Annotated in this window: 24 protein-coding genes; 22 read left to right on the top strand and 2 right to left on the bottom strand. The window is 50.0% G+C overall.

The annotated features are described in order from the left end of the window. The first annotated feature begins 21 nt into the window (after window positions 1-21). The 7 genes from PVOR_RS15345 to PVOR_RS15320 all read left to right on the top strand — a co-directional run bounded on the left by PVOR_RS15345 (window position 22) and on the right by PVOR_RS15320 (window position 5,585). Window positions 22-993, top strand: a complete 972-nt coding sequence (locus tag PVOR_RS15345; RefSeq protein ID WP_006210234.1) for a hypothetical protein — start codon at window positions 22-24, stop codon at window positions 991-993. After that, a complete protein-coding gene (locus PVOR_RS15340) occupies window positions 977-1,750 on the top strand; it encodes a thioesterase II family protein (protein ID WP_081742743.1) in 774 nt (257 codons plus the stop codon). Before PVOR_RS15345 ends, PVOR_RS15340 begins: the two co-directional genes overlap by 17 nt. A 20-nt stretch (window positions 1,751-1,770) precedes the next feature. Continuing rightward, window positions 1,771-3,051, top strand: a complete 1,281-nt coding sequence (fabD, locus tag PVOR_RS15335) for an ACP S-malonyltransferase (protein WP_006210231.1) — start codon at window positions 1,771-1,773, stop codon at window positions 3,049-3,051. A 14-nt stretch (window positions 3,052-3,065) separates the two neighbouring features. Further along, on the top strand, window positions 3,066-3,434 hold the full coding sequence (locus PVOR_RS31815; protein ID WP_006210230.1) for a hypothetical protein: 369 nt from the start codon (window positions 3,066-3,068) through the stop codon (window positions 3,432-3,434). Window position 3,435: 1 nt separating this feature from the next. Next, window positions 3,436-4,440, top strand: a complete 1,005-nt coding sequence (locus PVOR_RS15330; RefSeq protein WP_006210229.1) for a M20/M25/M40 family metallo-hydrolase — start codon at window positions 3,436-3,438, stop codon at window positions 4,438-4,440. A 460-nt stretch (window positions 4,441-4,900) separates the two neighbouring features. Further along, a complete protein-coding gene (locus tag PVOR_RS15325; RefSeq protein WP_006210228.1) occupies window positions 4,901-5,248 on the top strand; it encodes a DUF1048 domain-containing protein in 348 nt (115 codons plus the stop codon). 10 nt (window positions 5,249-5,258) lie between these two features. Further along, window positions 5,259-5,585, top strand: a complete 327-nt coding sequence (locus PVOR_RS15320) for a DUF1048 domain-containing protein (RefSeq protein WP_006210227.1) — start codon at window positions 5,259-5,261, stop codon at window positions 5,583-5,585. A gap of 211 nt (window positions 5,586-5,796) precedes the next feature. Here PVOR_RS15320 and PVOR_RS15315 read toward each other — a convergent pair whose 3' ends face one another. Further along, window positions 5,797-6,717, bottom strand: coding sequence for a TIGR03943 family putative permease subunit (locus tag PVOR_RS15315; protein ID WP_006210226.1), 921 nt, complete (start codon window positions 6,715-6,717; stop codon window positions 5,797-5,799). 16 nt (window positions 6,718-6,733) lie between these two features. Then, window positions 6,734-7,747, bottom strand: a complete 1,014-nt coding sequence (locus PVOR_RS15310; RefSeq protein ID WP_006210224.1) for a permease — start codon at window positions 7,745-7,747, stop codon at window positions 6,734-6,736. Between the two features lie 386 nt (window positions 7,748-8,133). Between PVOR_RS15310 and PVOR_RS15305 the strand changes: the two genes are divergently transcribed. The 15 genes from PVOR_RS15305 (at window position 8,134) to PVOR_RS15245 (ending at window position 18,618) form a co-directional block, all read left to right on the top strand. Then, a complete protein-coding gene (locus PVOR_RS15305) occupies window positions 8,134-8,388 on the top strand; it encodes a type B 50S ribosomal protein L31 (protein ID WP_006210223.1) in 255 nt (84 codons plus the stop codon). Window positions 8,389-8,555: 167 nt separating this feature from the next. Then, on the top strand, window positions 8,556-8,750 hold the full coding sequence (locus PVOR_RS31810; protein ID WP_006210222.1) for a DUF3024 domain-containing protein: 195 nt from the start codon (window positions 8,556-8,558) through the stop codon (window positions 8,748-8,750). Next, window positions 8,731-8,889 (top strand): DUF3024 domain-containing protein, encoded by a 159-nt coding sequence (locus PVOR_RS29680; protein ID WP_006210221.1) that lies wholly within the window; start codon window positions 8,731-8,733, stop codon window positions 8,887-8,889. Before PVOR_RS31810 ends, PVOR_RS29680 begins: the two co-directional genes overlap by 20 nt. Window positions 8,890-8,933: 44 nt before the next feature. Further along, a complete protein-coding gene (locus PVOR_RS15295) occupies window positions 8,934-9,746 on the top strand; it encodes an AAA family ATPase (protein WP_006210219.1) in 813 nt (270 codons plus the stop codon). 133 nt (window positions 9,747-9,879) lie between these two features. Beyond that, window positions 9,880-10,587, top strand: coding sequence for a metal ABC transporter ATP-binding protein (locus tag PVOR_RS15290; protein WP_006210218.1), 708 nt, complete (start codon window positions 9,880-9,882; stop codon window positions 10,585-10,587). Next, the gene (locus PVOR_RS15285) at window positions 10,533-11,399 is read left to right on the top strand and encodes a metal ABC transporter permease (RefSeq protein ID WP_006210217.1); all 867 of its coding nucleotides are present in this window, start codon (window positions 10,533-10,535) and stop codon (window positions 11,397-11,399) included. Before PVOR_RS15290 ends, PVOR_RS15285 begins: the two co-directional genes overlap by 55 nt. Continuing rightward, window positions 11,386-12,477: a metal ABC transporter substrate-binding protein gene (locus tag PVOR_RS15280; protein WP_006210216.1), complete on the top strand. Its 1,092-nt coding sequence runs from the start codon at window positions 11,386-11,388 to the stop codon at window positions 12,475-12,477. The genes PVOR_RS15285 and PVOR_RS15280 overlap by 14 nt, the downstream gene beginning before the upstream one ends. A 29-nt stretch (window positions 12,478-12,506) precedes the next feature. Beyond that, complete coding sequence (rpsN, locus tag PVOR_RS15275; RefSeq protein WP_006210215.1) at window positions 12,507-12,776, top strand: 30S ribosomal protein S14; 270 nt, start codon at window positions 12,507-12,509, stop codon at window positions 12,774-12,776. Between the two features lie 203 nt (window positions 12,777-12,979). Then, window positions 12,980-13,468 (top strand): Fur family transcriptional regulator, encoded by a 489-nt coding sequence (locus tag PVOR_RS15270; protein ID WP_234972948.1) that lies wholly within the window; start codon window positions 12,980-12,982, stop codon window positions 13,466-13,468. Window positions 13,469-13,545: 77 nt separating this feature from the next. Next, window positions 13,546-14,745 (top strand): GTP-binding protein, encoded by a 1,200-nt coding sequence (locus PVOR_RS15265; protein ID WP_006210213.1) that lies wholly within the window; start codon window positions 13,546-13,548, stop codon window positions 14,743-14,745. A 123-nt stretch (window positions 14,746-14,868) separates the two neighbouring features. Beyond that, window positions 14,869-15,918 carry an ABC transporter substrate-binding protein gene (locus tag PVOR_RS15260; protein WP_006210212.1) on the top strand — a complete coding sequence of 350 codons (1,050 nt, stop codon included), beginning with the start codon at window positions 14,869-14,871 and terminating at the stop codon, window positions 15,916-15,918. Further along, a complete protein-coding gene (locus PVOR_RS31805; protein WP_234972946.1) occupies window positions 15,908-16,423 on the top strand; it encodes a FecCD family ABC transporter permease in 516 nt (171 codons plus the stop codon). Before PVOR_RS15260 ends, PVOR_RS31805 begins: the two co-directional genes overlap by 11 nt. A 4-nt stretch (window positions 16,424-16,427) precedes the next feature. After that, window positions 16,428-16,898, top strand: a complete 471-nt coding sequence (locus PVOR_RS31800) for a FecCD family ABC transporter permease (RefSeq protein WP_234972945.1) — start codon at window positions 16,428-16,430, stop codon at window positions 16,896-16,898. Continuing rightward, a complete protein-coding gene (locus tag PVOR_RS15250) occupies window positions 16,895-17,680 on the top strand; it encodes an ABC transporter ATP-binding protein (protein ID WP_006210211.1) in 786 nt (261 codons plus the stop codon). The genes PVOR_RS31800 and PVOR_RS15250 overlap by 4 nt, the downstream gene beginning before the upstream one ends. 14 nt (window positions 17,681-17,694) lie before the next feature. Further along, on the top strand, window positions 17,695-18,618 hold the full coding sequence (locus tag PVOR_RS15245) for an ATP-binding protein (protein ID WP_006210210.1): 924 nt from the start codon (window positions 17,695-17,697) through the stop codon (window positions 18,616-18,618). The last annotated feature ends 4 nt before the right edge of the window (window positions 18,619-18,622 follow it).

The following is an 18,622-nucleotide window of genomic DNA, read 5'->3' as shown; positions in this document are numbered from 1 at the left end:
AGCCTAAGGAGGCGGCGAACGATGAAGCTGTCCATGAAAAGGAAACCGTTTAACGAGTTTTGGATGAACTGCATGCTGAACCAGGCGTTCTCTATTGCGGTGTCGGTGGAGCCCAGCTATAGGGATGCGGCGTATTTGAATATTTACCGTTACTACCCTTGGGAGGCCGCAACGGACAAGGATTTCCGCTACCCCACCATTGACACACTGTATTATATGGACGATCCGGTCAGATTTCCGCTATCGCAGGTGTTCCGCTATATCGAGCCTGGTCATTTCCGCAGCAAGGAAACGGTGCTGGAAGAAATCAGGGCGATGCTTGCGGGCGGACGCAACTTGAGCGTAAACGTCGATCTGTATGACTGGCTGCCGGGCAGTATGGCCTGGAAAACATTCCATTGGTATCATTATTCGCTGTTTAACGGATACGACAAGGAGCGCGGCATCTTCTACGTCATTGACGATACGCTTGCGGGCTACGAGGAGCACGAGGTGCCGGAGGAAAGGCTGCTCAAGGCGTACGGCAACTCGGAATACAACGTGAATCCGAACTATTTGGGGCCTGCCTTCTACGTATACAACCTGCATGAAAAGGTTCAGCCCTACGAGTTGAGGCTGGCTGAAGTGGTGGAAAATGCGGAGCGGCTGGCGAGAGAGCTTGGCAAGTTCTCCATAGAGGGCATGTGGAATGTAGATTCCGAACCGGAGAAGAAGCAAGCTCATTTGACCTATGGCCTTGTCGGCGTCAACATCATTTGCAACCGGCATATCGCCAACGTGTCGCTGCTCCGCTCCATGCGGGAGAAGAACCTCATCGGCGAAGCTCTGTTTGAGTCGCTGTCCGGTCAGCTTGGCGCAGTGAGGGACGGATGGGATCTGGTGAAGGACCGTTTTGTGACAGGAGACTTTGAACGGGGCAGAGAGCTGGCGCTCGCGGATGAATTGTTCGTGAAGGAAAAAGCGTTCTGGACAGCGCTTGTCGCCGGGGCGTAGAGCCCGATTGCGTCAATATGTTACCCGGGAGGCGGGCGTTATTGCGATATCATTAATTTGTTTGCCATATGCTGGTGGCTCCGCACAAGTGTACAAGCGCTGGACGAACCAGCTGCATCCTGACGTGCGTCTGGTACCGGCCGAACTGGCGGGCAGAGGAAGCCGCATGGGCGAGCCGTTCTATGCGGACACGGCGGAGGCCGTGCAGGATTTGCTGCCGCTGGTGCAGAAGACGGCGCTTGGCTCCGATTCATATGCTCTATTCGGCCACAGCATGGGTTGCCTGCTCGGGTATGAGCTGCTGCATGCGCTGCGGGAGGAAGGATTTCCGCTGCCTGTGGCAGTCTTCCTCTCCGGCAGAGGGGCGCCGCATTGTGAGCAGGTGGAGACTCGCCGGATCCATATGCTTCCGGAAGAAGAGTTTCTTGATGAATTGAAACGACTCGGCGGCATGCCGGACGAGCTGTTCCGGCATCGGGAGCTGCTGGATCTGTTTATGCCGATCTTAAGAGCCGACTTCAGGCTTGTCGGTGAATACGAGCATCGAATGCGGGCGCAGCTGCCGCTCCGGCTCACCATCTTGAGCGGCAAGGATGACGGCTGCGTCAAAGGCCCGCTCGGTGAATGGGGGCGTTATGCGACGGGAGGGTGTGAGCTGATGCTGTTTGAAGGCGGACATTTTTTCCTGCATGAGCAGGAACAAGATGTTGTAGCGGTGATAAACAAAATTCTGACCGAGGCGCTTGCCCCGATCTGACCTTGAGGAGCGTGATGAAGATGCTGAACAAACATGCGATATGGTTTCCAGGTCAGGGCTCGCAGCGCGTCGGAATGGGAAGAGCGCTGAGTGAGCGGTATGCGGTTGTCAAGGCAACGATACAGGAAGCGAATGAGGCGCTGGGCATGCGTCTTGATAGCCTGATGTATGAGGGACCGTTGACGGAGCTGACGCGGACGGACAATGCCCAGCCCGCCATTCTCGCGCTTGGCGTGTCGATGTACCGCGTCTACAGCCGGGAATGGGGATACCTGCCTGCGATGGCTGCCGGCCACAGCCTGGGCGAGATTACCGCTTTAACCTGTGCGGGAGCCATAACGTTTCCGGATGCGCTCCGGCTCGTGCGCAGCCGCGGCGAGTTGATGCAAAGGGCCGCCGCGGCAGATGTCGGCGCGATGGCCGCCGTGAATGGGCCGAGTTCCGATGTTGTAGCCAATGTATGTCTGGAAACCAGCGCACGCTGCACGGATGGAAGCCGTATGGTTGTGGTATCGAATATGAATTCAGATTCACAAACGGTGATTTCGGGACACAAAGAGGCCGTCCATGAAGCCTCCGAAAGACTGTTGACCCATGGAGCCGAAGTCATTCCGCTGCAGGTAAGCGCGCCTTTCCATAGCCCGTTAATGGCGCCGGCGGCGGCACAATTTGCTGAAGTGCTGAGCTGCGTCTCGTTTGGAAAAATGGCTTTTCCCGTCGTTTCCTCCTTGACGGGTCTGCCTTACGGGAGTACAGCGGAGATTGGGGGTATGCTGGCAAGGGGATTGACAGACCCCGTCAATTGGTCGTCCGTCCTTGCATTTCAGAAGAGCATTGGCATTGCCGCTGCCGTGGAGCTGGGTCCGGGCCATGTATTGAAACGGCTGGCTCCAACAGACGGACAACGCGTATTCGCTTTTGACGACAAAGAGGATGAAGCATACCTGGCTGAAGCAAGCTTGCAAGCGGACGCTTATTCCCTTGAATTGCTTAATCGTTGTCTGGCTATCGCCACTTGCGTCCGCAACCGCAACTGGAACGCAGCCGAATATGAACAAGGCGTCACTTCTCCTTACCGCGGTGTGCAGCAGTTGGTCGATCGGCTGCGGGAGACAGGAGAGCAAGTGGCGGAGGCACATGTACGGCAAGCACTGGTGATGCTGGAATCGGTGTTTCGTACCAAAGGCGCGTCCGCCGAAGAGCAGCAGAGGCGGCTTGCAAGGCTGCAAGGTGAGTTCGGCCTGCGCAGCTTGGCAGGGATTTCTCCTGCCGACCGCCCCTACGCGGGCAGTTTATTATAGGAAGGAGTGGGGTCATGGGTGCCCGGCTGGTCAATGATGAGTTGAAACAGGATGGAGCTCGGCGTGGCTCGGAGCTGCCGTCTCCTGTAGAGATTTTGCAGGCATTGATCCGCTTCAATACAACCAATCCGCCGGGCGAGGAAGCCGCATGCATCATGTATATCCGGCAACTGCTTGAGGATGCGGGTATTGAGACGCAGATAGAGGCGCTTGATCCAGCCCGGCCCAATCTGCTGGCGAGGATGAAAGGGAGCGGGGAAGCACCGCCGCTGCTGCTGTACGGGCATGTCGATGTCGTTGGCGTCGATAAGCAGGTCTGGAGCCGCGAGCCCTTCGGGGGCGAGATCGAGGGCGGCTTCGTCTGGGGGGCGGGGCGCTCTTGATATGAAAGGCGGCGTGGCGATGCTCGTATCGGCTTTCCTCCGCGCGCATGTCCACAAGCTGCCGCTGCGCGGTGATCTCATTCTGGCGATTGTCAGCGATGAGGAAGCAGGGGGCGACTACGGGGCTTCTTTTCTGGTAGAGCGGCATGCCGATTATTTTGCTGGCGTTAAGTATGCGCTTGGCGAATTTGGCGGCTTCACGTTCCATGCGCTGGGGAAAACCTTTTATCCGATTATGGTGGCGGAGAAGCAGCTATGTTGGCTCAAAGCGACGATCCGTGGAGAAGGAGGCCACGGCTCCATGGACAAGTCGGGAGCCGATTGTATGGCGCAACTGGGAAATATGCTTCAATCGCTCAGCAGGAATAAGCTGCCGATCCGTGTGACACCGGCGGTCCGGTTGATGATTGAAGGGATGGCCGCTTCGCTGCCGTTACTGCCAGCGCTGCTGTTGAGAGGAATGCTGCGTCCCCACTTAAGCGGTCTCATCCTGAAAGTGTTGGGGGAAAAGGGCGGGATGTTCGCCCCGCTTCTGCGTAATACGGTCAGCGCAACCGTCGTTCGAGGCGGGGAGAAAATTAATGTTCATCCAAGCGAAATTACGGTTGAGCTGGACGGCCGAACGCTGCCGGGCGTCAATACGCAGCAATTCATGGACGAGCTTCGCCGATTCACGATTCCTGATTGCATCGGGCTGGAAGTGCTCCGCCATGATCCATGCGCAGCAGCTCCCGACATGGGGATGTTCGGTTTACTGTCCGATGTGCTGATTGAAGCGGATAAGGAGGCCGTTCCGGTGCCAATGCTGCTGCCCGGAGGAACGGATGGAAGATGGTTTGGTAGACTCGGCATCCAAACCTACGGCTTCCTGCCAATGCCGCTGCCCAAGGACATGCCGTTTACCAAACTGATTCATGCAGCGGACGAACGTATCCCCATAGAAGCGATTCGGTTCGGTACGGATGCGATTTACCGGGTTCTGGAGCGGTACGGCGTGCAGCCGTGATGCCCTCGAAAACGTATTGAATATTAGCACATTACGTTTTTATTAGCGCTTGAAATGCAAATGAGCATTTCAAGCGCTTTTTGCATATTTCAAGTGTGACGTCGGGGAACAATGCAGCCCGCCTCCAAGTCGGCCCTGTACTTTGAGAAGATTAACGGAATTTCAAGATGTAAAAAAGCGGGGACCCATTCGATGCGGAGTGCTCCCTCGGGTATGTTATACCGAGCAACGTTATTGACAAACCAACTACTGCGTGATACTTTATAGAGGTAGTAAGTATGAATTAATACCAGCCATACTAAGTAGCGCTGATTGATTGTTCTGGTTAACCTGACGGTAATGCTCAATCGCCTGCTTGAGGGCCGTTGTTTTTGAAATTATAAACCGCAATAAGTCCTGCGATTTTCAAAAAACGGGAGTTCGTACCATCAAAAATCGACGAGTCAAAGGAGAGAAATTAATGAATTTCTGGGAAAAAATCACCGGCAGCGACATGACAAAAGAAATGAAAGATTTTGAATCGCGAGTCAAAAAGCTGCCAGCAGATTATCAAGCGGCATGGGAACAAATTAATGCCAATCTTTGGCTGCACTCTGATTTCACTGGTCGCAACCTCATGCCCATTCTTGATGGTGTGCTTGGCCTGCTCGAAGAAACGGCGGCGGACGGGCAGCGTGTCCAGGAGGTTTTAGGTGACGATATTCCAGGCTTCTGTTCAGCACTGGCTGGCGGAGAAGGGGCAAAGTCTTTTCGCGACAAGTGGCGCGAGCAACTGAACCATAATATCGCTAAAAAACTAGGCAAATAGGAGGGATAACATGGGAATAAAAGATATGATTGAAGGCAAAAAAGAGTGGCGGGCGCATGTAGCGCGTGTCAAAGCGCTCCCGCGAGAGTATCAGATTGTTTATAAAGAGATCCAAAAATATTTCTTTAAGGTCGGTCCTGTTGAGCTAAGCGAGGGAACGGGTTTGCTCTCGGGGATACTCGATCTTTTTGAAGAGGGCGCGTCCCTGGGGAAAGGCGTGCTCGAAGTGACGGGCACTGACGTAGCGGCTTTCTGCGACGATCTGATTAAAGATTCAAAAACGTACGCAGATATCTATCAAGAAGCTACCAAGGCCACAAAAAAGGCTACGGATTAAAGAAAACTACAAGGGGACACAAGAAGTCTTCAAAACGAGGTTAGACGGAAGCAGCGGGTGTGGAAGAGAATCGAGCTAAAAACTGTTCATTGAACGAGAAAGTAATACCGTCTGTAATAATATATGACATCCTGCTTAAGAACGCCGAGCTCTGATCGACGTTCTTTTTCTATTGTACATAATCCGGTCACGGGCATATGGCTCCGGTCCACTACTCCAGAAGATTGTTAAAATTGTCTACGTAAGGGTACACATAAGGCGTTTCCGGAGCATCAACCGTTTGAATAAGTTCCCCATCCACCTTCACGACATCAAGATCATTGTAGCTGGTTTTTCCGATGGTTCCCGTTACTCGAACCCAAGTGTCTTTCTGCAAAGTCGCAGCGGCAGCATCCTCAACGATGATCCCGTAGGGGGTGGCATCCGCAGAACAGCATTGAACAGCCAGCCTGGAGAGGATAAACTGATTGGCGGCCATATCGGGTTCTCGATAGACAAACCCTGTTAGCTCAACCTTTTTTCCTGTCAGAACATCGGCGTAGAGACTGAACGTTGTCAGATATTCCATAAAACCGGTATCACTTACGGTGACAGAAGAAAGTTCGTTGATTTTCTTGCCAAACTCCGCAAATTCCTCTAAATGCTCATGCTCCGGAAACGCTTCACGCTCCATCGGAATGTCTTGTTCAGAATCGGATGAATCCATTTCTTCCGGTGCAACTGACGGAACGTCTTTTGGCAATTCCGCATCCAGTCGAACCGGGGTTAAATTCATTCCTTTTATCGAAGCAACATTGCTGGCCATGATGGTGTTGGGTAGGAGAAAGCCCAGCAGTAACGGAAAGATGAACAATGAATAAATCCCGACATTCGATTTAATTGATTTGGGCGGGCCGCATTGGCAGTCACACATGGCGCTGCGTTTTCGGGCAGTTTGCATGGCCAGGTATGCCTGAGTGCCACTGAGAAGAAATAGCCCGACTGCAGCTAACTGGATAAAGATTTTCATTCTGGGTGCAATATAATACATTAACGTCCCCGTCTTGACGAGATAGACAATAAAACATAAAAAGCAGAGCAGGATGATCGCCCGTATCCAGTAATGGACGGCTTCATTTCGCTGGTGTTCCACTTGATGCACTCCTCCTTTAGAACATCATTTGTCCAAGCGCAATCGAGAGAATAAAGACCGTAACGCTAGTAAGAACGATCAGGAATAAGACAAAGCGCTTGTTGAAGACAGACAGCATCATCAAGGTGCTCTTGAAATCTACCATAGGCCCGAATACCAGGAAACTGATGATAGAGGATGCGGAGAATGTCTGCAGAAAAGAAGAAGCAACAAAAGCATCCGAAGTAGAGCAAATCGACAATATAAAGGCAAATGCCATCATGAACAGATGGGAGCCGAGCTCACCCTGTCCAAGTTGAACGAGAAGTTCTCTAGGGATGAATGACTGAATGGCTGCCGTTATGATGGAACCGATAATCAGATATTTTCCCATGTCAAAAAATTCGTGAGCGGCATGATCCATCATGGAAAAAAATTTGTTCCGAGACAATCCGTGTGAAGAATCATATGCATGGGAGTGGCTGGCGGTTTGCAGATTCTTCAATGGATTGCCTGAGACAAATTTATAGACGATAAGCCCTATGATCAGACCAACCACCAGAGCCAAGCCCATTCGGGAATAAACAATCTCTGGCTGTAAACGAAAGGCTTGATATGTTGAGGCATAAACGATAGGGTTAACGATCGGTCCAACCAATATAAAAATAACCCCGATATAAAGAGGCATCCCCATCACCATAAGTCTCCGCACAATTGGGATCATGCCGCACTCACAGACCGGAAAGATAATGCCCAGCGTACAGGCAAATATAAAACCGAGGACCGGATTTTTGGGGCAGAACCGAGCGATCCACCGTTCTGATAGAAACAGCTGCATGAATGATGAGACAAATACACCGATCAGGATATAGGGCAATGCCTCCAATACAATGCTGATGAGCATCGTTTTGAATGTTTGGATTTTGTCCATATCGGGTACAGGCATATTTAAGTTTGAGATGACGTCCGGAAAAAGGGCCACATAGATTATGGCAAGGATGATTACGAGAAATGCCAGATTGAGTCCGGACTTTGATAACCACGTGCGCAAAACAGTACCTCCTATATGTAGACAGCTGCAGGGCAGCTGAGACGGGCAAATAATAAACCGGAGTTCATGCATGCTTCTCCTAATCCGTAATAATTACTATTAAACCATGAATGGCGATCCATTGACAATATCTTTGAGAACACTTGTGAAGATTGTCAGAATGGACTAAAGGCTCTTTGTATGAATTAAGCGCAAGATGAACCGCGTACCCTGTTTCTTGGTGTGCGGTTTTTCTTTATGCTCCGAATTAATGATGAGTAATACCATGAACCGGAAAGTTGACAGATATGAAATTATATCTTAATATGCGTCTAAGGCGTTATTCGTAATAATTACGATTAATGATCACAAAGAGTCAAATGGCTCGGAAAGAAGAGGACATCACCATGCAAAAAGGGATACATCCAACCTTCCAGAAAGTCATATTTCTGGATGCGAGCGTCGGTTATTCATTTCTTAGCGCCTCCACGAAAACTTCCTCAGAAACTATGGAATGGGAAGACGGTCATACCTATCCTGTGATTCGGGTAGATTCGAGTTCTGCGTCACACCCTTTCTTCACAGGCAAACAGAAAAATACTGAAATTGGTGGACGCGTCGATAAGTTCAAGAAACGATTCAGTTATAAAAAGCAGTCGTAAAGCGCTTCCCGATATAACAGTTTGAAGCGTATTTTGCACGCTGTCTTTTTATATTGAGAACGTTTCTTGGGGCATTGGACGAACAAGGGAAGCTTTGATCCAAGTATGGGACTCAAGGGAAGGCACTGTTGTGTTGAAGACTGCACTTGCTGATGGGAGGTTACTTCGTGGACAGCTTTACTCTGAAAAGAATCCGTACCCTTCTGGAAGGTTATATCGGTCTGAAGGTTCCCGCCGAATTAAGGGGAGAAGTACGTTTAACATACCAAATCAGGGAAACAACGATCACATTGTCAGAGGAAAGGCCGGATTGGACGCAGCGTGCCTGGAACGCGACGGAATTTGTTCAATTTCGGACTTGAGGATCATGAATGGCGTGTGTATGGCAAACCCGACGGTGACGAATGGGCTTCATTATCCACAATCGCACCCAGCAGAAATTTTGAAGAGGTGCTGGAGCAGGTTGAGATGGATACCCATGAAGTCATTTGGGTCACATAACCCTGTAAATTTCGATTTATGCAGTGAAGGAGCAGCAGTTGACCATGAGCAAAAGCAATGCAAGCCAGCGTATTCCTCGTGCCAAAGGAATCGATATGGCAGCCGTGTATTCACCTAAAGAGTGCGGAAGAAAGGCCAGGCATCTGATATTGCCTGAATTCAATCAGAGAATTGTGGATGAATTTATAGCCATTTTGGGAATGAGGGAGGAATTTGAGGAGCATCACGTGCCGATCCCTAACCGGGTTGTCATGTACGGTCCCCCCGGAACCGGAAAAACTTTAACGGCCTTTTATATGGCCAACATACTGGAGCTTCCTCTTGTCCTGGTTCGTCTGGATGCCATCATTCATAGTCACCTGGGCGAAACGGGCAGCAACATTCGTAAAATATTCGATTATGCCAACACATTTCCCTGTGTTCTTTTTCTTGATGAGTTTGATGCCATTGCCAGAACGAGGGACAGCAACGATGAAGTGAAGGAGATGGCTCGTGCCGTAAATACTTTGCTGCAATGTCTGGATGACTTCGGGGACAAGAGCATCATTATGGCTGCTACCAATTTGGAAAAGGATTTGGATCCGGCCATATGGCGCAGGTTCGACACAAAGATGACGTATTCGTTGCCGGACTATAACAGAAGGCAGCATTATATGGAACTCCTGCTCGGAGATTTTCAGTGCGATGAGGCAGCATGGACTGAAGCCTGTGACCAGCTTGAAGGGTGCAGCTTTGCCGATATTGAGCAAATTGTGTTGAAAGCGAAACGAAAAGCTATTATAGAACGTCAACCGCTGCAGGGAAAACATATACAAGATGCTTGCGACGAATATAAGCCTGATGTGGCGACAACTTAACTGGCATGACCCTAATAGAGAACAGAAACAAATCGAAAAAGTGATTGGAAATAAGAAATAGCGGGTTCTTAAATCGTAATCTTTAGACTGAGAAAAACGGTTTTTCTGTCACAAGGAAGGAAGAGAAGGAGATATGATATTGTCTTCCATGCGCGACGTCTTTTTTGGATACGGGGACCAGGCTGTGATTGAACACTTGTCGCTGGATATCCATAGCGGAGAATTTATCGGCATATCCGGTCCCAATGGTGCCGCAAAATCAACCCTGCTGAAATTGATGCTTGGTTTGGCAAAGCCTTGGAGCGGGTCCGTGGTATTCAAGCGAGTGCTGGAGGACGGATCCAAGATATCGGTTGGATATGTGCCGCAGCAAGTAGCCTCATTCAACGCAGGATTTCCCAGTAAAGTGATTGAGCTTGTGCGATCGGGCCGCTACGCGCGCCTCGGTTTGTTCAAACGCTTCACATCCAGAGATCATGAGGTCATTGAGCGCAGTCTGAAGGAAGTGGGAATGTGGGAATATCGCAGCCGAAAGATCGGCGAATTGTCGGGAGGTCAGAAGCAGCGGATATGCATCGCGAGAGCCCTGGCCCATGAGCCGCAGGTATTGATCCTTGATGAGCCTACAACAGGGATGGATGTTACGAGTCGTTCGGATCTGTACCGATTATTAAACAATTATGTCAAACAGAAAGGTTATACGGTCATTATGGTTACCCATTCGCTCGAAGAAATCGGTCCATATCTGGACCGTGTTGTCCAATTGGAGCGAGAGGAGAATGAGGGATGGCGATGCTCAGTTACGAATTCATGCAGCGAGCTTTTTGGGCCGGAGGTTTGATCGGCATTATCGGTCCTGTTCTGGGTGTGTTTTTAATGCTGAGGCGACAGGTGCTTATGGCGGACACACTCTCTCATGTTTCCTTGGCAGGGGTGGCGTTAGGTTCTTTCTTGAAACTGAATCCCGCGCTCAGCGGTTTTGCTATCGCTATCATGGGGGCGCTTGTGATAGAACAGCTTCGTAGAGTTTATCGCACCTACAGCGAGGTTCCGGTCGCCATTATTATGACTTCCGGTCTTGCTCTGGCAGTTGTTCTCATGAGCTTGAATCAAAATCTGAGCAAGAGTTTCAGCTCTTATTTGTTTGGATCGATTGTCGCTGTTAGCGATATGCAACTTCGTCTGATTGCCGTGGTAGCGGCAGTGGGGGTATTGTTTTTTGTCGGTCTGCGCCGGCCGCTCTATACCTTTGCTTTTGATGAGGAAACCGCTGCGGTATCCGGTACGCGAGTCTCGCTCCTTTCCTTTTTGTTTGCGGTGTTTACGGGGATGACGGTTGCGGCTGCAATGCCGGTTGTCGGTGTGCTGCTGGTTTCAGCGTTGATTGTGCTGCCTGCCTCGATCGCGCTCCGGATTGCGCCGGGCTTTATTGCAGCCATGGGGATTGCCGTCGCTGTTGGCTTGAGCGGTGTTTTTTCGGGGCTTACCGCTTCTTACTATCTGAATACGCCCCCAGGAGGAACGATTGCCCTCATTCTATTAGGCTTCTTAATGATTGCTGTAATCTTTCAGAAATTAATGCAAATACAGAACCGAAGACGGATACAAAAAATAAATAGAAATAGGAGTTATAAAAATTATGAAGAGATTTAAACGCATGTTAACCCTACTATCCCTATCTGCTGTATTGGCTATTGCAGGATGCGGTTCGGGAAATTCGACGGTGGCTAATGAGGGAAGCGCATCTCCCGAAGGCAACCAAGCGGCGGACACTTCCGCCACGGAAACGGCAAAACTTCAAGTTAAAACCAGTTTTTATCCCATGTATGAGTTCACTAGACAGGTAGCGGGCGATCTAGCGGAAGTGGAGAACCTGATTCCTCCGGGTGTGGAAGCGCATGATTGGGAACCGACACCACAGGACATGGCAGGGATTACTGAGGCCGATGTGCTGGTGTATAACGGTGCCGGCATGGAAGGCTGGGTCGATCAGGTTCTGGAAAGCGTTCAGGGCACGGAGTTAACGGTAATTGAGGCAAGCAAGGGAATCGAGATCATGGAAGGATCGGGCCATTCTCATGAGCATGAAGAGGATGCTGATCACAGCCATGACGAGCATGCTCATGAACATGAAGAGGAGGCTGATCACAGCCATGACGAACATGCCCATGAACATGAAGAAGACGGGCATCAGCATGACCATGGTGGACTTGATCCGCATGTGTGGCTCTCCCCTGCCATGGCGGTCCAGCAGGTTCGCAGCATTGAAGCGGGTTTGGCTGAAGCGGCTCCGGAACATAAAGAGGCATTCAAGGCAAACGCGGATGCTTATGTAAGCAAACTGGAGGCATTGGACCAAGAGTTTAGAGATGGGCTGAAGGACGCCAAACGAAAAGATTTCATCACACAGCATGCAGCATTCGGGTATTTGGCCAGAGAGTATGGATTGACTCAGGTGCCGATTGCAGGTTTATCCCCGGATCAGGAGCCGTCGGCAGCACAAATGGCCGAGGTTATTGAATTTGCCAAGGAGCACGATGTGAAAACCATATTCTTCGAAACCCTGGTGTCATCAAACGTTGCGGAAACTATTGCTTCCGAAATCGGAGCTTCCACGTCGGTCCTTAATCCAATCGAAGGGCTAACCGATGAGGATACCGCAGCCAACCTTGATTACATTGCCATCATGCGTCAGAATCTTGAAGCTTTGCAAAAGGCCTTGAATGAATAGTTACCAACAGAAGGGAGGTGTGTTGGCAAATGGCAAAAAAATCAAAAGTAGTGAAAGAAATGAAAAGACAACAGACGGTAGCTAAATATGCGCAGAAACGCAAGGAATTAAAAGAAAAGGGCGACTATGATGCCCTCCAAAAACTGCCCCGGGACTCTTCCGCGACTCGACTCCATAATCGCTGTGCGATTAGCGGCAGACCAAGAGGTTATATCAGTAAATTTGGTGTATCGCGGATCGTGTTTCGGGAGTTGGCCCATAAGGGGCAAATTCCGGGCATAACGAAGTCCAGCTGGTAATCGTTCCCTGTGAACCGCTATGGACAGAAGAGAAATGACTCCTTATAGATTAAGGGGTCATTTCTTATCATGTGCGAGATTACCGCCTAGCAGAGCAGGTGAAGATACGATTGTTGACAAGTGATAAAACCGGAAGTAATATTAATCGTAATGATTACGAATAAGAAATATAGGTTTGAAAGTTTACCGATCATCGGCTGTTATTGAACGACTTCATGTTTCCAGCAGGGCAGGTGTTTAGTGTGGAGGATAGCAGACAGCTTGATAAATTGATCGATTATCTGGTCGATCAGAGAGTTCGGATAACCACGCAGCGGAGATTTATGCTGGATCTGGTGGTAAGCCTGAACCGCCCATTCTCTGCGATGGAGTTATATCAAGCGATGGAGCAGACCTTTCAAGGTTTGAGTTACGGCACGGTGTATCGAAATCTTGAGCTGTATAAAAACCTGCGCATCATCGAAACGTTTGCGCTGGACAATGAACTTCGTTATCGCTTGATTGATCATGTGCAGCCTCAGCTTCATTTCATTTGTATGGATTGCAAGCAAACGATTCCCATGAGTTTTGATCCTGAGCAAATGCTGCTGCCCGAGCCGCAGCGTTTCCAATCATTGAATTACAAAATCGATGTGTTTGGCTACTGCATGGATTGCCGAGCTTCATCGGAAGAAGGCTTAGAGCAGCCTTAATCAAAAAAGAAGCGGTTTCGCTCTATGGTCTGCTTGATCAAAGATTGACAACCTAAAGCATAAAGGAGTTGTGGAGAATGAGTCATCTGATATTCGAAGATAAGAAAATACCGGTAACGGTACTGAGTGGATATCTGGGGGCAGGAAAAACGACGGTTTTGAATCATGTGCTGAACAATCGAGACGGACTCAGGGTGGCCGTTATCGTGAATGACTTGAGCGAGGTTAACATTGACGCCGGTCTGATCAGGGAAGGCGGTGGACTAAGCAGGACGGAAGAAAAGTTGGTTGAGATGTCCAATGGCTGTATATGCTGCACACTCCGTGATGATCTGCTGTTGGAAGTTGAGAGATTGGCCAGAGAGGGCAGATTCGATTACATACTTATTGAATCCACCGGGATCGGGGAGCCTGTACCGGTTGCTCAAACGTTTACGTACGTTGATGAAGAACAGCAAATCGATCTGTCGAAACTGACTCGTCTGGATTGCATGGTTACCGTAGTGGATGCGTATCATTTCTGGCAGGATTACAACACAAAGGATACATTGCAGGATCGCAATCAGGAAGCGGGAGAAGGTGATACAAGAGGTGTCGTTCATCTGTTGACTGACCAGGTGGAGTTCTGCGACGTGTTGATCATCAACAAGTGCGATATGGTCAGTGAGGAAGAGCTGGCTAACTTGGAAGCTGTTCTTAAAGGATTGCAGCCGCGAGCGAAGATGATTCGCACCACGCATGGCAGAATCGATCCCAAGGAAATTTTGAACACCCGTTTATTTGATTTTGAAGCAGCAAGCCAATCCGCCGGATGGATTCAAGAGCTCCAGAACGAACACCATACGCCTGAAACCGAGGAATATGGAATCTCATCCTTTGTGTATTCACGGAAGGTACCGTTTCATCCGGAACGTCTGCTGCAGTGGATGGGAAAATGGCCCAAGGAAGTGGTTCGCTCCAAGGGGATTTTATGGTTAGCCACGCGAAACCATATGGCAATGACCTTCAGTCAGGCGGGGGTATCACGCCAATTGTCACCGGCAGGCCTATGGGTTGCCGCGTTGTCGGAAGAAGAGAGATTTGCGTATTTTGGCAGCGAATTCGTGAAAACTCCGGACTGGGATGACATCTGGGGAGATCGCGTGAACAAACTGGTGTTTATCGGGGTCAACTCTGACAAGGAAGCCATCACTCGGTCATTGGATCAGGCGCTGCTAACAGACGCAGAGATGGAAAGCGATTGGTCTTTGTTAACAGATCCACTGCCAGCATTGTAGCGCGTGAATAAGCGAATGCATACTAATCTGCATGTCCTGAAGGTTAGTCGTTTTTTGATAAAGAGAGATGAATCATAACCATGATCCGGCAACGGATAACATGATAAAAAGGAGAGTACATCCATGTATTTAACATTCAAGCAACGCAAGAGATTCCCTCGGTTTGTGGCATTAAGCTCAGCTATCATCCTATGTGCATTCATATTGTCAGCTTGTGGGGGGCATGAATCTACAAGCACAGAAGCCGCTCCTCCAAGCAGTGAAACATCTCAAACGGGACAATCGGATTCAAACCTTACACCCATTGAAGAGGATTACATAACATTTCAGGATTCAACGGGACGAACCATAACTCTTAAGGAACAACCTAAGCGTGTAGTGGTGTTATCGCCTGAATTCCTCGATCTTCTCTATGCCGTGGGGGGGAAGGCGGCAGGGCGAATGGAAGCCTCGGGAGTTTCCATCCCTGAAGAGGCGGAGAGCGTATCATCCGTTGGTACGGTCAGCCAGATTAACCTGGAGCAGGTTGTCGCTTTAAGCCCCGATTTGGTGATTGGACAGCCTCGTTTCCACAAGGAACTTGTCCAGTCTCTTGAAAGCAGCGAAATTCCTGTAGCCTTGATGAGCCTATCCGATTACGAGGACATGAAATCCAAAGCCGAGTGGATGTCTAGGATTGCTGGCACGGAAGAGCAACTGCCGGCGAAGCTGCAGGCATTGGATGACCGCGTGAATGACATTTTGGCTAAGCTGCCCGGTGAATCGCCTACTTTTATCAACCTGAATGTAACTCCTGGCGGGATTTCGATTCAGAAGGATGGCACATCGGGGCTTGAGATCGCTAAAATGCTGGGGCTTACCAATGCAGCCGGGGAGCTGGAAGCCTCACCTAACAGTCCGACGACCTCGCCATACAGCATGGAGACACTTGTGAAGCAAAACCCGGACTATGTTTTTATGATTATCCACGGGCAAAAGGCGGTTGGAGACAAGAAGATTCAAGAGGAATTGGAAAGCAATCCGGCATGGTCTTCTCTGGGGGCTGTCAAGAATCAAAAGGTGATTGTAGTGCCGTCAAATCTGTTTCTTACGAATCCCGGACTGCATTATGATGAAGCATTAGTGTATTTAGCGAAGCTAATTTATCCGGAGATCTTCGGTGATGTTCAATAAAACAACCCGCCCTGTGTGGATCATATTGATCTTTCTGACAGCTGCGATCGCAGCGTGTCTGTTTAGCATTGCCACAGGAGCGGTGATGATCTCTCTGCGAGATATCGTAGACGTTGTTCTGCATCATGATCTTCCAGGCATGAACCGGGACATTATCTGGAACATTCGGCTCCCGAGAACGCTTGTTGCCATGCTGGTAGGCGCCAATCTTGCAGTTTCCGGCGCGCTGCTGCAGGGGGTCATGCGGAATCCGCTCGCAGACCCACATCTTATAGGGGTTTCCAGTGGAGCCGGTTTATTTGGCATTTTCCTGCTGGTCGTTGTTCCACAATATGATCATTTCCTGACACCTGCCGCTTTTATCGGAGCAACCCTGGCTGCCTTCATCATCTACCTGTTGTCCTGGAAAGACGGGGTTAGTCCGCTGAGGATTGTTCTTGCTGGAGTCGCAGTTTCGGCATTTTTTGGGATCAGGTATATCCGCGATGCTGACCTTTTACAGTGACCGAGTGCACGGCGCTTTAATCTTCATGGTTGGCGGGCTGGCTGCCAAGAGTTGGCCTGACCTGTCAACGATACTGCCTTATTCGATCATCGGTCTTCTTCTCGCAGTTGCCGGTTCCAAGCAGATGAACATTATGATGCTGGGAGATTCCAACGCACGAAATTTGGGTACTCGAGTGGAGCTTTCTCGGCTCCTGATAACGGCTACGGCTACGCTGCTGGCGGCAAGTGCCGTAAGTATTGCAGGATTACTGGGGTTTGTGGGTCTTATTATTCCCCATATCGCCAGATTGCTTATCGGGGGAGATTATCGAATTCTGATACCGGCATCTGCCCTGTTGGGAGCAGCCGTGCTGACGATTTGCGATACGCTCGCCAGAATCATGTTCTCACCGATTGAGCTTCCGGTAGGAATCATAATGGGTGTATTAGGCGCTCCCTTTTTTCTGTATCTCCTAAGGAGGAAACAAGTTTGAACAGTATCGAGACGGAACAGCTTTCACTCAGGTATCATGACAAGTTCATTATTGAGCAGCTGAATATTTCCTTTGTTGCAGGAGCCGTTCACAGCATTATAGGCCCGAATGGCTGCGGAAAAAGCACGCTCTTGAAATCGCTGGCCCGACAACTGAAACCGGCTGCAGGTCAAGTTCTGCTGGACAGCAAAGCGCTATCCAACTTGAACAGTCGGGATGTGGCAAGGAAATTATCCTACATGGCACAATCCCAGGATCCGGTGGAGGTAACGGTAAAAGAATTGGTCGGGTATGGCAGGACGCCTCATCAGCCTTATTGGCATCATACCAGCGAGAGAGACCGTGAAATTACGGAGTGGGCTATCAACGCCGCGGGACTCGCTTCATATCAGGATCGGATGCTCCATACGCTATCAGGCGGTGAACGACAGAGAGCCTGGATAGCCATGGCACTGGCCCAACAGCCCGGGGTGCTGCTGCTGGATGAGCCGACAACCTATTTGGATATCGCCCATCAGTTGGAAATATTGGAGATGATTAGAGATCTTAATCAAACATTAAAAATGACCATCATTATGGTCATGCATGACATCAACCACGCTGCGTCGTATTCCGACTTTATTCTGGCCATGAAGTCCGGGACGATCGAAGGATTCGGTTCCCCCACGGAGGTATTGACACCGGAACTGCTTAGCCGAGTATTCGGTGTGGTGGCTTCCGTGGAATCCGACACGGTATATAACAAGCCATTTTGCCGGATTACCGGATTAATAGAGAAATAAAGGAGCTGAAGGTCTTGGATGCATTAAATACGCTGTATCCCTTTACTGCTATCGTTGGTCAATCCCAGTTAAAGCTTGCGCTAATCCTGAACGTCATAAATCCAAAGCTTGGCGGTGTATTGATCCGCGGAGAGAAGGGGACAGCCAAATCAACAGCCGTTCGTTCATTGTCCGGACTTGTTCCCGAACTGAACGTAGTCAATCTTCCGGTAAGTGCAACTGAAGATCGGGTAGTTGGCGCACTGGACATCGAACATGCAATCAAAACAGGCGAGAAGAAATTTGAGCCGGGATTGCTAGCGGCGGCACACGGTCACATTCTATATGTTGATGAAATCAATTTGCTGGATGACCACATTGTGGATGTGCTGCTGGATGCAGCAGCCATGGGGGTTAACACGGTGGAGAGGGAAGGCATATCTCATTCCCATCCTGCCCGGTTCCTTCTGGTGGGGACGATGAATCCCGAAGAGGGCGACCTGCGCCCTCAGCTTTTAGACCGTTTTGCATTATCGGTGGAGGTAGGCGGAGAGCGGGATGTGCGGGAGCGTGCGGCTGTCATTCGCAGACGGCTGGAATACGAACAGGACCCAGCGACCTTTGTTAAGCAATATCAGTCGGAACAGGAGAACATGCTGGGGCAAATTCTGCAAGCTCGCAAACGGCTTGACGATATACGAATCACGGATGACATGCTGGAACTGGCGGCAAGAATCGGCATAGGCCTTGAGGTCGACGGACACCGCTCTGACATAACTCTGATCAAAACAGCAGTAACTTTGGCGGCATGGCATGAGCATGAGGCCGTTTGCCTGGAACATATAAAACATGCGGCTCGCTTTGTATTGCCTCATCGCATGAGGCGCCAACCGTTTGAAGAAACGGGCGGCATGGAGGAGCGCTTGCAGGCCGTGCTGGAACCTGCGCTGACGGTATGACGTG

Origin of the sequence: Paenibacillus vortex V453, assembly GCF_000193415.1 — a bacterium.
GTDB classification, from domain to species: domain Bacteria; phylum Bacillota; class Bacilli; order Paenibacillales; family Paenibacillaceae; genus Paenibacillus_AQ; species Paenibacillus_AQ glucanolyticus.
The sequence above is the reverse complement of the archived record's forward strand: the minus strand, read 5'-3'. Positions and strand labels throughout refer to the sequence as shown.

Coding starts and splice junctions, on each gene's coding strand:
- PVOR_RS15345 (WP_006210234.1), top strand. CDS start 22: ATGAAGCTGTCCATGAAAAGGAAACCGTTTAACGAGTTTTGGATGAAC.
- fabD (WP_006210231.1), top strand. CDS start 1,771: ATGCTGAACAAACATGCGATATGGTTTCCAGGTCAGGGCTCGCAGCGC.
- PVOR_RS31815 (WP_006210230.1), top strand. CDS start 3,066: ATGGGTGCCCGGCTGGTCAATGATGAGTTGAAACAGGATGGAGCTCGG.
- PVOR_RS15330 (WP_006210229.1), top strand. CDS start 3,436: ATGAAAGGCGGCGTGGCGATGCTCGTATCGGCTTTCCTCCGCGCGCAT.
- PVOR_RS15325 (WP_006210228.1), top strand. CDS start 4,901: ATGAATTTCTGGGAAAAAATCACCGGCAGCGACATGACAAAAGAAATG.
- PVOR_RS15320 (WP_006210227.1), top strand. CDS start 5,259: ATGGGAATAAAAGATATGATTGAAGGCAAAAAAGAGTGGCGGGCGCAT.
- PVOR_RS15305 (WP_006210223.1), top strand. CDS start 8,134: ATGCAAAAAGGGATACATCCAACCTTCCAGAAAGTCATATTTCTGGAT.
- PVOR_RS15295 (WP_006210219.1), top strand. CDS start 8,934: ATGAGCAAAAGCAATGCAAGCCAGCGTATTCCTCGTGCCAAAGGAATC.
- PVOR_RS15290 (WP_006210218.1), top strand. CDS start 9,880: ATGATATTGTCTTCCATGCGCGACGTCTTTTTTGGATACGGGGACCAG.
- PVOR_RS15285 (WP_006210217.1), top strand. CDS start 10,533: ATGGCGATGCTCAGTTACGAATTCATGCAGCGAGCTTTTTGGGCCGGA.
- PVOR_RS15280 (WP_006210216.1), top strand. CDS start 11,386: ATGAAGAGATTTAAACGCATGTTAACCCTACTATCCCTATCTGCTGTA.
- rpsN (WP_006210215.1), top strand. CDS start 12,507: ATGGCAAAAAAATCAAAAGTAGTGAAAGAAATGAAAAGACAACAGACG.
- PVOR_RS15265 (WP_006210213.1), top strand. CDS start 13,546: ATGAGTCATCTGATATTCGAAGATAAGAAAATACCGGTAACGGTACTG.
- PVOR_RS15260 (WP_006210212.1), top strand. CDS start 14,869: ATGTATTTAACATTCAAGCAACGCAAGAGATTCCCTCGGTTTGTGGCA.
- PVOR_RS31805 (WP_234972946.1), top strand. CDS start 15,908: ATGTTCAATAAAACAACCCGCCCTGTGTGGATCATATTGATCTTTCTG.